The 11798-nt window shown below is 72.9% G+C and carries 9 protein-coding genes and 1 pseudogene (1 of these 10 cut by a window edge); 9 read left to right on the forward strand and 1 reads right to left on the reverse strand.

The features are described from left to right. The first annotated feature begins 225 nt into the window (after window positions 1–225). From AC3CH1_RS22680 to AC3CH1_RS22715, 8 genes are all read left to right on the forward strand, one after another. Window positions 226–660, forward strand: a complete 435-nt coding sequence (locus AC3CH1_RS22680) for a DUF3499 domain-containing protein (RefSeq protein ID WP_397925981.1) — start codon at window positions 226–228, stop codon at window positions 658–660. Window positions 661–729: 69 nt separating this feature from the next. Further along, window positions 730–2100, forward strand: coding sequence for a phosphomannomutase/phosphoglucomutase (locus AC3CH1_RS22685; RefSeq protein ID WP_488464616.1), 1371 nt, complete (start codon window positions 730–732; stop codon window positions 2098–2100). A gap of 1076 nt (window positions 2101–3176) precedes the next feature. Then, a complete protein-coding gene (locus AC3CH1_RS22690; RefSeq protein ID WP_488464617.1) occupies window positions 3177–3359 on the forward strand; it encodes a Trm112 family protein in 183 nt (60 codons plus the stop codon). 206 nt (window positions 3360–3565) lie between these two features. Continuing rightward, window positions 3566–4702, forward strand: a complete 1137-nt coding sequence (locus tag AC3CH1_RS22695; protein WP_488464618.1) for an SIS domain-containing protein — start codon at window positions 3566–3568, stop codon at window positions 4700–4702. A gap of 318 nt (window positions 4703–5020) precedes the next feature. Continuing rightward, the gene (gene manA / locus AC3CH1_RS22700) at window positions 5021–6196 is read left to right on the forward strand and encodes a mannose-6-phosphate isomerase, class I (protein WP_488464619.1); all 1176 of its coding nucleotides are present in this window, start codon (window positions 5021–5023) and stop codon (window positions 6194–6196) included. 87 nt (window positions 6197–6283) lie between these two features. Continuing rightward, complete coding sequence (locus tag AC3CH1_RS22705; protein WP_488464620.1) at window positions 6284–7294, forward strand: cation diffusion facilitator family transporter; 1011 nt, start codon at window positions 6284–6286, stop codon at window positions 7292–7294. Between the two features lie 277 nt (window positions 7295–7571). Then, complete coding sequence (ahcY, locus tag AC3CH1_RS22710; RefSeq protein ID WP_488464621.1) at window positions 7572–9029, forward strand: adenosylhomocysteinase; 1458 nt, start codon at window positions 7572–7574, stop codon at window positions 9027–9029. Between the two features lie 169 nt (window positions 9030–9198). After that, window positions 9199–9867: a hypothetical protein gene (locus AC3CH1_RS22715; RefSeq protein WP_488464622.1), complete on the forward strand. Its 669-nt coding sequence runs from the start codon at window positions 9199–9201 to the stop codon at window positions 9865–9867. Here AC3CH1_RS22715 and AC3CH1_RS22720 read toward each other — a convergent pair. After that, window positions 9864–10820, reverse strand: a complete 957-nt coding sequence (locus AC3CH1_RS22720) for an RDD family protein (RefSeq protein ID WP_488464623.1) — start codon at window positions 10818–10820, stop codon at window positions 9864–9866. The genes AC3CH1_RS22715 and AC3CH1_RS22720 overlap by 4 nt on opposite strands. Before the next feature lie 119 nt (window positions 10821–10939). Here AC3CH1_RS22720 and AC3CH1_RS22725 point away from each other — a divergent pair. Then, window positions 10940–11798 (forward strand): annotated as a pseudogene (locus AC3CH1_RS22725) (stage II sporulation protein M) (it continues 148 nt past the right edge of the window).

An 11798-nucleotide genomic window follows, 5' to 3' on the forward strand; every position in this document is an offset into this window, starting at 1 on the left:
AGAGGGGGCACGTCCCGCTTCCGGATGTCCGCAGTTGAACATTTCGGCCAAGGTTGAGCCCTTTTCAGGCCCGTGATCCGATCATCGACCCCGCGCCCGACGCCGCGATCCACCCCCGCCCGGACCGGCACCACCACGGTGCGATCGCCGGGCCCCCGCCCCGACGCAGGTCAGGGCAGCCGCCGGAACGCCGCGGTGTCGCAGGTCACAGGGCGACACGGTGGGGTGACCCGAGGGGGGAGTCGTCGCAGCCCGCTCAAGAGTGCGGTACCGTCCAACATCGTGAGCCCTGTACGTCGCTGTTCGCGCACCGCGTGCGGCCGCCCTGCCGTCGCGACACTGACGTACGTCTATGCCGATTCGACTGCGGTCCTCGGCCCGCTCGCCACCTACGCCGAGCCCCACTGTTACGACCTCTGCGCCGAACACAGTGAGCGGCTTACCGCGCCACGGGGCTGGGAAGTGGTGCGGCTCTCCGACGGCTCCGCACCGGCGCACCCCAGCGGCGACGACCTCGAGGCACTGGCCAACGCGGTCCGCGAAGCGGCACGCCCGCACGACCGGGGCCCGGACGGCGGAGGCCGGGGACCACGCGCCGCCGACCCGGTGGAGGTGGCCCGCCGAGGCCACCTGAGAGTGCTGCGCTCACCGGACTCCTGAGGCCGCCGCCTGGGGCTCTGCCCGGCCGGGTAGTTTGGGCGGTCCGCAAAGACCCCAGGAGGACCGGCCGTGGTTGCTGATCTGTCGCAGCTCGTCAAGGCGTACGACGTGCGCGGAGTGGTGCCCGACCAGTGGGACGAAGCGCTGGCCGAACTCTTCGGATCCGCGTTCGTCCAGGTCACGGCCGCCGACGCGATCGTGATCGGCCACGACATGCGCCCCACGTCACCGGCCCTAGCCGACGCGTTCGCCCGGGGTGCGGCGGCCCGGGGCGCGGACGTCACGCTCATCGGCCTCTGCTCGACGGACCAGCTGTACTACGCGTCGGGGGCCCTCGGCCTCCCCGGGGCGATGTTCACCGCCTCGCACAACCCGGCGCAGTACAACGGCATCAAGATGTGCCGGGCGGGCGCAGCCCCGGTCGGCCAGGACACCGGCCTCGCCGAGATCCGCACCCTGGTCGAGCAGTGCTCGGAAGGCGCCCCGCAGCCGGCCGCCGCCCCGACCCCCGGCACGATCACGGAGCGCGACACCCTCACCGACTACGCCGCCCACCTCCTCGGCCTGGTCGACCTCAAGGCGATCCGTCCCCTCAAGGTCGTGGTCGACGCGGGCAACGGCATGGGGGGCCACACGGTCCCCACGGTCTTCGAAGGCCTCCCGCTCGACCTCGTACCCCTGTACTTCGAGCTGGACGGAAGCTTCCCCAACCACGAGGCCAACCCCCTCGACCCCAAGAACATCGTCGACCTCCAGGCCCGCGTCCTCGCCGAGGGCGCCGACCTCGGCCTCGCCTTCGACGGCGACGCGGACCGCTGCTTCGTGGTCGACGAGCGGGGCGCGGGCGTCTCCCCCTCCGCGATCACCGCTTTGGTCGCCGCCCGCGAGCTGGCCCGCAACGGCGGCGAGGGCATCGTCATCCACAACCTGATCACCTCCTGGTCCGTCCCCGAGGTGGTCCGCGAGAACGGCGGCACCCCGGTCCGCACCCGCGTCGGCCACTCCTTCATCAAGACGGAGATGGCGAGGCACGGCGCGATCTTCGGCGGCGAGCACTCGGCGCACTACTACTTCCGCGACTTCTGGAACGCCGATACGGGCATGCTCGCCGCCCTCCACGTACTCGCCGCACTCGGCGGCCAGCAGAAGCCGCTCTCCGAACTGGTCGCGGAGTACGACCGGTACAGCGGCTCAGGCGAGATCAACTCCACCGTCGCCGACCAGACCGCCAGCCTGGTCGAGGTCAGGAAGGTCTACGGCGCCCGCGACGACATCACCTTCGACGACCTGGATGGCCTCACGGTCACGGCCGCCGACTGGTGGTTCAACCTCCGCGCCTCGAACACGGAACCGCTGCTGCGCCTGAACGTCGAGGCGAGGGACGAGAAGACGATGACGGCGGTACGCGACGAGGTCCTGACCCTGATCCGCAAAGCCTGAACCAGCCGGGGACCGCTCCGGCCCCCGGCTGGGGGCCTTTGACGGTTGTACCTGGACCTGGGCCTGGACCTGGACCTGGACCAGGCCAGGCCCGTGCCGACTCGAACCGACGCGACGCGGGCCCGGCGCGGCCCGACGCACCCCGGCCCGGCGCGGCCCGACTCGAACCGACGCGACGCGGGCCCGGCGCGGCCCGACGCACCCCGGCCCGGCGCGGCCCGGCGCGGCCCGGCGCGGCGCGGCGCGGCGCGGCGCGGCGCGGCGCGGCGCGGCCCGGCGCGGCGCGGCGCGGCGCGGCCCGGCGCGGCGCGGCGCGGCCCGGCGCGGCGCGGCGCGGCCCGGCGCGGCGCGGCGCGGCCCGGCGCGGCGCGGCGCGGCGCGGCGCGGCGCGGCGCGGCCCGGCGCGGCGCGGCGCGGCGCGGCCCGGCGCGGCGTGGCCCGGCGTGGCCCGGTGCGGCCTGGCCCGACGCGACGAGGCCCGGCCCGACGCGACGAGGCCCGGCCCGACGCGACGCGGGCCCGACGCGACGCGGCCTGGCGCGGCCCGGCCCGGCCTGGTCTGGCCCGACGCGGCCCGACGCGACCCGTGCCGCCCGGCCCCCGCGCCGGCCCGCGCCGTGCCGCCCGGCCCCACTCCGCCCCGTGCCGCCGGCCCCACCCCGGCCCGCCCTGCGCCGCGCCGACCGGACCCGCCCCACCCCGCCCCGCGCCGACCTGCCCCGGCCGCCGCTGACCCACCCCACCCGGCCCCCCTCCCTTCCCTCTTCGGCCCCGCTCTTTCCAGCCCCTCCGGCGTTTGAGGAGCGGGGTCCGGGGCGGAGCCCCGGTTACGGGAAGGGGCGGGGCGGGGAGAAGCACGCCGCAGGCGTCCACCCCCGCCACGCGCACCCGCACCCGCACCCGCCCCACCCGCACGGCACCCCGACCCGCACGGCCCCCCACCCCCACGGCAGCCACCCACCCCCCATCCCCCCGTTTCACCCCCCGACCGGGCCGCGCCCCCTCCACCCCAGCGGTAGGCTGACGACGCCTGATCCACGCGGATCGGAACTCGCATGCTCGAAGGGACTCACCCCATGGCGCTCGAAGCCGGCCTCCTGGAGATCCTGGCCTGCCCTGCCTGCCACTCCCCGCTCGACGACAGTTCGGCGGCCGACAGCCCCGAGCTGGTCTGCACGGGCGACGACTGCGGCCTGGCCTACCCGGTCCGGGACGGCATCCCGGTCCTTCTCGTCGACGAGGCGCGCCGCCCCGCCTGACCGCGAGCGACACGCGTACGGGCAGGACGACGCGGGGGACGGCCCCGGCAGCGCACGACAGCCGGCCCGACCGCAGGCCGGCGCCACCGTTCGGCACCGCGCCCGCCCCGGAGGCCACCACCGCGCCCGCCCCGGAGGCCACGCCACCGCGCCCGTAACCGCCGCCCGCAGCCCGCACCCCGCCCGGTGATCGGAGGCCCACCGCCATGCTCGACGAGTCCTTGCTCGACGCCCCGGAAGCCCTGGCTCGAGCCGACCGCCGCGATCTGCTGCGCGGCGCCGCCGAGGCAGGCGCCCGGGTCCGTACCGCCGCCCGGCACGCCGCCGAGGCCGGTATCGGCGGCCTGAACCCGGAGGGCCGGCCGCGGGCCGTCCTCGTCGCGGGCCCCGGCACCGCCGCCTCCGGGGTCGCCGACCTGATCGGCGCGCTGGCCGGCGCGGCCGCCCCCGTCGTACGCATCCACCCCACGGGTGTGGCCCCCGCCCCCGGCGCCCTCCGCTGGGCGCTGCCCGGCTGGGCCGGATCCGTGGACCTGCTCCTCATCGCGACCGCCGACGGTTCCGAACCGGGCCTCGCCCTGCTCGCCGAGCAGGCCTACCGTCGCGGCTGCACCGTCGTCGCCGTCGCTCCCACCCGCTCGCCGCTGCGCGAGGCGGTCGACGGGGTGCACGGCCTGGTCGTCCCGATGGCCGCCGCCCCGTACGGCGAGTACGACGCGGAGACCTCCGCCGCCGGCCCCGGCACACTGTGGGCCCTGCTCACCCCCCTGCTGGCCCTCCTGGACCGGGTCGGCCTGGTGACCGCGCCTCCCGAGGACCTGCAGAAGGTCGCGGACCGCCTGGACCGCACCGCGGAACGCTGCGGCCCGGCCATCGCCACGTACAGCAACCCGGCCAAGACGCTCGCCGCCGAGCTCGCCGACAGCCTGCCGCTGCTGTGGACGGAGGGCGACGCAGCGGGCCCGGTGGGACGCCGCTTCGCCGCCGTACTGTCCGAGCTCGCCGGCCGCCCCGCCCTGACGGCGGAACTCCCCGAGGCGCTGCCCTCGCACGGCACGCTACTCACCGGGGACTTCGCGGCGGGCGCGGACCCCGACGACTTCTTCCGCGACCGGGTCGAGGGGGGCGAGACGCTGAGGGCCCGGGTCGTCCTGCTCCGGGACCGCCCGACGGGAGGCCTCAGCGCCTACCCGGCGGCCCGGGAGCTGGCACTCGGCCACGACACTCCCGTGAGCGAGCTGGAGCCGGAGGAGGGCAGCGCGCTGGAGGCCGTGGCCGAACTGCTCGCGATCACCGACTTCGCGGCGGTCTACCTGTCACTGGCCTCCGCCCCCCAGCCCTGACGGAACACCCGGACACCGGAACACCACGCACGAGGACCGCGGCCCCCAGAGCCACCAGGGAACGACCCCCTCCCAGGAAACCGAGGAAACCCAGGAAACCCAGGTCGTCCAGGGAGGACGGCCAGAAAACCCAGGGTGCCAGGGAGGCCAGGAACCAAGGGAGCGAAGGGGAGCGAAAACGAAGGGGAGCGAAGAGAACCCCCCTCAGCCCCCGGACCCGTGTCACCCCCCGGCCACCCCCACGACTCCAGGACCTCACGTAACACTGATACCCCTGGTGTCACACCCACCCACCCCGCCCCACCCGAGGAAGACTCCATGGACCGGCTGTCCAACACCGTGCGCCCCTATGCCTGGGGGTCCACCACGGCCATTCCCGCCCTGCTCGGCACCGCCCCCACCGGCGAACCGCAGGCCGAGATGTGGATGGGAGCCCACCCCGGAGCACCCTCGCGCATCACCCGTACCACCGCGTCCGGTGAGACGGAGCTGGCCCTCACCGAGGCCATCGACGCCGACCCGGAGGGAGAACTCGGCGCGCAGACGGTCACCCGGTTCGGCCCCCGCCTCCCCTTCCTCCTGAAACTCCTCGCCGCCGGCGCCCCCCTCTCCGTCCAGGTCCACCCGAACCTGGAGCAGGCCCGCGAGGGCTACGCCGACGAAGAGGCCCGTGGCGTCCCGATCGACGCCCCGCACCGCACGTACAAGGACGCGAACCACAAGCCCGAACTCATCTGCGCGCTCACCCCCTTCGACGGGCTGTGCGGCTTCCGCAGCCCCACCGAGGCGGCCGACGCGATGGAGGCGCTGGGAGTCGACTCCCTCAAGCCGTACGTGGACCTCCTCCGCGCCCACCCCGAGGAATCGGCCCTCCGCGAGGTGCTCACGGCGATCCTCGGCGCGGAGCCGACGGAGATGGCCGAGACCGTGGCGGAGGCGGCGGCCGCCGCCGAACGCCTCGGCGGCGCCCACGCCCCGTACGCCCGCATCGCCCACCACTTCCCCGGCGACCCCGGGGTCCTGGCCGCGATGCTGCTGAACCACGTGCGACTCCAGCCCGGAGAAGCCCTGTTCCTCGACGCGGGCGTCCCGCACGCCTATCTCGACGGCCTCGGCGTCGAGATCATGGCCAACTCGGACAACGTGCTGCGCTGCGGCCTGACCCCCAAGCACATCGACGTCCCCGAACTCCTGCGGATCGTCCGGTTCGAGGCCACCGAGCCCGGCGCGCTGCGCCCGGAGGCGGCCCCGTCGGGCGAGGAGCTCTACGAGACCCCCGCCGACGAGTTCGCCCTGTCCCGCTACACCCTCGCCCCAGGGGCGGCCCCCACCGAACTGACCGCCCCCACGCCCCAGATCCTGCTCTGCACGGCGGGCTCGGTCACCGTCGGCGAACTCGCCCTCGCACCGGGGGAGTCCGCGTACGTTCCGGCCGGCGAGAGCGTCGAGGCAGCGGGCCCGGGAACACTCTTCCGGGCCACCGTGACGGCCTGACCCACGGACCGTCCCGAGGGCTGCAACAATGTGCCGCCTCACCGCGACGGCACCTGCCGCGCACCGACGAAGGGACACCACGCACTCATGAGCGCGTCAGGCGGAACCAAGGCGATCGTGGCGGCACTTGTCGCCAACCTCTCGATCGCCGTGGCCAAATTCGTAGCGTTCCTCTTCAGTGGTTCCTCGTCGATGCTCGCGGAGAGCGTCCACTCGCTCGCCGACTCGGGCAACCAGGGACTCCTGCTGCTCGGCGGCAAGAAGGCGAAGCGCGAAGCCACTCCTCAGCACCCCTTCGGCTACGGGCGCGAGCGCTACATCTACGCGTTCCTTGTCTCCATCGTCCTCTTCTCGGTCGGTGGCATGTTCGCGGTCTACGAGGGCTACGAGAAGATCAAGAACCCGCACGAGATCGAGGCCTGGTACTGGCCGGTCGGGGTCCTGACCTTCGCGATCATCGCGGAGATCTTCTCCTTCCGTACGGCGATCCGAGAGTCCAACCAGACACGCGGCGACCGCTCCTGGACCGAATTCGTCCGCCATTCCAAGGCGCCCGAGCTCCCGGTCGTCCTCCTGGAGGACCTCGGCGCGCTCGTCGGCCTGATCCTGGCGCTCGCGGGCGTCGGCCTCGCCCTCGGCACCGGCAACGGCGTCTGGGACGGCATCGGCACCCTCTGCATCGGCATCCTGCTGATCCTCATCGCGATCGTCCTGGCCGTCGAGACGAAGTCCCTCCTGCTCGGCGAGTCCGCCGGCATCGAGGACGTCGAGAGGATCAAGGCGGCCGTGGTGGACGGCGAGACCGTCACCCGCATCATCCACATGCGCACCCTCCACCTCGGCCCCGATGAACTGCTGGTCGCCGCCAAGATCGCGGTCCGGCACGACGAGACCGCGACCGAGGTCGCCGACGCCATCAACGCCGCCGAGAACCGCATCCGGGCGGCGTGCCCGATCGCCCGGGTGATCTACCTGGAGCCGGACATCTACAACGCGCAGGCCGCGGTGACCGGAACCAACCCGGGCAGGGCCACCGAGGCCCCGGATACGGGACCCGAGACGGGCGAGGGACCGGCCTCGAAGGATTCCGGCCACTGACCCACCACGCATCGGCCCCGAACGGCCCGGTGACCCCTCACACACGTTCTTCTCCACGAACGGGCTGGGGCTCACTGGGCCGTTCGGTGTAGATTCGGATACGGATAACAGACGTCGCTGCTGATGGCGGTCGACCGCTCGCGGAAGCGAGCCGGGCGAGGGACAGAGGGCCTCCGACGGACTGCACTGCGAACCCCCGGGCATTCGTGTGCCCGCCGCGCCGCAGAGTCAGCCCAGAGAAAGCCCACCCTCGACCCATCACGAGGAGCAGCCCGTTATGACGACGGCCACCAACCGCCAGGACTTCAAGGTCGCCGACCTCTCCCTCGCCGCCTTCGGGCGCAAGGAGATCACGCTCGCCGAGCACGAGATGCCCGGCCTGATGTCGATCCGCAAGGAGTTCGCCGCCGCTCAGCCGCTGGCCGGCGCCCGGATCACCGGTTCGCTGCACATGACCGTGCAGACCGCCGTGCTCATCGAGACCCTCGTCGCCCTGGGCGCCGATGTCCGCTGGGCCTCCTGCAACATCTTCTCCACCCAGGACCACGCCGCCGCGGCCATCGCGGTCGGTCCGAACGGCACTCCGGAAGCCCCGGCGGGCGTCCCCGTCTTCGCCTGGAAGGGCGAGACGCTGGAGGAGTACTGGTGGTGCACGGAGCAGGCGCTGACCTGGCCGAACACCCCGACCGGCGGCCCGAACATGATCCTGGACGACGGTGGTGACGCCACCCTCCTCGTCCACAAGGGTGTGGAGTTCGAGAAGGCCGGCGCCGCCCCGGACCCGTCGACGGCGGACAGCGAGGAGTTCGCCCACATCCTCACCCTGCTGAACCGCACGCTCGGCGAGGCCCCGCAGAAGTGGACGCAGCTGGCGTCGGAGATCCGGGGTGTCACCGAGGAGACGACGACGGGCGTGCACCGCCTGTACGAGATGCACCGTGACGGCTCCCTCCTGTTCCCCGCGATCAACGTGAACGACGCGGTGACCAAGTCGAAGTTCGACAACAAGTACGGCTGCCGCCACTCCCTCATCGACGGCATCAACCGCGCCACCGACGTCCTGATCGGCGGCAAGACCGCCGTCGTCCTCGGCTACGGCGACGTGGGCAAGGGCTGCGCGGAGTCCCTGCGCGGCCAGGGCGCCCGGGTGATCATCACGGAGATCGACCCGATCTGCGCGCTGCAGGCGGCCATGGACGGCTACCAGGTCGCCACGCTGGACGACGTCGTGGAGCAGGCGGACATCTTCGTCACCACGACGGGCAACAAGGACATCATCATGGCCAAGGACATGGCCCGGATGAAGCACCAGGCGATCGTCGGGAACATCGGCCACTTCGACAACGAGATCGACATGGCCGGCCTCGCGAAGATCGACGGCATCGTCAAGGACGAGGTCAAGCCCCAGGTCCACACCTGGAAGTTCCCCGACGGCAAGGTCCTCATCGTCCTGTCCGAGGGCCGCCTCCTCAACCTGGGCAACGCGACCGGGCACCCGTCCTTCGTGATGTCCAACAGCTTCGCCGACCAGACCCTCGCGCAGATCGAGCTGTTCACGAAGCCCGAGGAGTACCCGACCGACGTGTACGTGCTGCCCAAGCACCTGGACGAGAAGGTCGCCCGACTCCACCTCGACGCCCTGGGCGTCAGGCTCACGACGCTGCGCCCCGAGCAGGCGGCGTACATCGGCGTCCAGGTGGAGGGCCCGTACAAGCCCGACCACTACCGCTACTGATCCCTCCGCGGTAGCTGATCCACCCTCGGTGGTCGGGAGGCCGGCCTCCCGACCACCGAGCGGCGTCACAGCCCGCAGCAGCAGATCCGAGCGCAGGCCCCCGCACCCCCGTGCCGGGGGCCTGCTCCCGTTACCGCCCCCGCACGACCCGAGGAACCCGAAGGACCCCATGCCCCGCGGCAGGTATTCGCTCCACGACCTTCACGATCACACCCCCCTCGGCGAAGAACACTTCCACTGCGCCCCCGGCCCCTCCGGGTGGCGCTACGTCTCCCAGACCACATCCCCCACCGGAGACCACCTCGGCTCCGTCGACCTCGCCCTGGACGAGCTGGGCCGGCCCATCCGCCTCGAACTCCACGCCGCGAGCTGGCAGGTCCGAGGAGCAGCCCTGGAAGGGGTCACCTGGGTCCGGACCGACCCGACCGGCAGCCACGCCACCGAAGGCAATGTCCGCGCCCACACCTTCGCCGGCACGTCCCCCGCGTTCCTCATCGCCATGACCCGTCTCCTGCGCCTCACCCCCGCTTCCCCCACGACCCGCGTCCGCGTGGTCACCTTCACGGACCCGGTGCTCGCACCCAGGACCGTCGACCAGTCCTGGGCCCTGGTGAACAGTGAAGCGCACACCACTGACAACGGCCCCCTGATCGTGGACGAATACCAGGTCAGCGCCCTGGACACCGGGGAGCAGCACGCCATCCACATCGCCGGCGACGTGGTCCTCGCGGCACCCGGCGTCGAGCTCGAACACCTGGAGACACCCCCCTCACCCCGCGCCTCCGGCACCCCGGCCGCCCAGGACCTGCCGTCCGGATCCGGGCCGGACACCGCCTAACCGGGCGGGGCGAAACCGCCCGAGGGAGCACTCCCGCGGCGCTGCTCGTGACCACCGGCGGCACCGCCCCCCGCCCCGGAACCGGCCCCGGCAGACACCGGCCCCCCAAATGTCCCGCCGGCCCCGCCGGGCGCACCCGCCCCAACAGGCCCGGTGAGCCCGGGCACGGCCCGCCCGGACGGCGCCGGCCCCTCGGCGCGAGGCCCGGCGAACACGCGCCGCGCATCCCGGGACTGCCGCTCATGGACCACCGCGGCCAGGAACGCGGCCGCAGGAACACCCTGGGGCGCGGCGACTCCCGTGAGCGCGACCAGTTCACCGGCCAGCCGTTCCGCGATGGAACGCCCCACACCGGGATCCAACTGCCGCATCCGCGTCAGGTACTGCCGTATCCCGAGCCAGAGTTCGTCGGGTACGGCCGACAGATCCAGCTGCGCGAACCGGCCGACCAGCCAGGGCGGGGGAGGCGGCACGGAGACCGACCGGCCCGTGGCCGCGACCCGCTCCCGGATCACCAGCGTCCCGGCGAACACATCACCGATCCGGCGACCTCGCGCCGACACCAGGGACGCGATCGAGGCCAAGGCTCCGAAGGTCATCAGGATCTCGACGAGTCCCATGGCCCCCCGCACGAGCGCGTGCCGGAACCGGATCGGCCCACCGTCGTCCCGCACCACCCGCAGCCCGCAGGCGAGCTTCCCCAGGGACCGACCATGACTCAGCGTCTCCACCGCGACCGGCCCACCGATCAGGACCAGCAGGAAAGACGCGACCCCGATCGCCGCGACCGCTGCCTCGTCCAACGAGGCGGAAGCGATGCCCAACGCGACCGATACCAGGATGAAGACGACGAACGTCACTGCCAGATCGATCGCCGAGGCCAGCGCCCGGCTCGGCAGCCGCGCGGGCCTCAACCCCAGAACGACCGCGTCCCCGGTAACCAGCTCACTCATCGGGCCCCACCCTTCGCCGACCTTCTCTGCCCCAGCCGGGCACAGTCTGCCAAGCTGACCGCCAGCGCGCCGCAGTAGTACGAACCCGTACGCACCCATGCCTGGAGCAACAGACGCCCATGGACCTCGACGTCTTCGTCACCGCCCACCGCACGGAGTGGGACCGCCTCGAACACCTCCTGCGCCGGGGCGCCGCCTCACCGGCGCGGAAGCGGACGAACTCGTCGTCCTCTATCAGCGCACGGCGACCCACCTCTCGCTGGTCCAGTCGAGTAGCCCCGACCCCCTCCTCACCGGACGTCTCACCCAGCTCGTGGCCCGCGCCCGGTCGACGGTGACCGGCTCCCGCAAGGCGTCCTGGCGGGACGCGGCCCGGTTCCTCACCGCGGGATTCCCCGCCGCGGTCTACCGCTCGCGCCACTGGTGGATTCCCACAGCGGTGCTCTCGACAGTGGTGGCGGCTCTGCTGGGTTGGTGGATCGGCACCCACCCCGAGGTTCAGGCCGCGATCGCCGCACCGGAGGACCTCCGTGCGATGACCCGACCGGGCGGGGAGTACGAGACCTACTACTCCAGCCATCCGGCGGCGTCGTTCGCGGCACAGGTATGGACGAACAACGCGCAGGCCGCGGCCCTGTGCCTGATCCTGGGGGCGTTCCTCGGCATACCGGTGATCTGGATCCTCTTCCTCAATATGCTCAACCTCGGCGTGGGCATAGGCCTCATGTCCTCCGCGGGCCGTCTCGATGTCTTCCTCGGCCTGGTGCTTCCTCACGGCCTGCTCGAACTGACCGAGGTGTTCGTCGCCGCCGGCACCGGGCTACGCCTCGGCTGGACCGTGATCGACCCCGGCCCCCTGTCACGCCGCGCCGCCCTGGCTCAGCGGGGCCGCGCCGCCCTGGGTATGGCCATCGGCCTGGCCCTGGTCCTGTTCGTCTCCGGACTCATCGAGGGCTTCGTGACCCCGTCCGGTCTCCC

It is taken from the genome of Streptomyces sp. MGP-P1, from assembly GCF_057766565.1.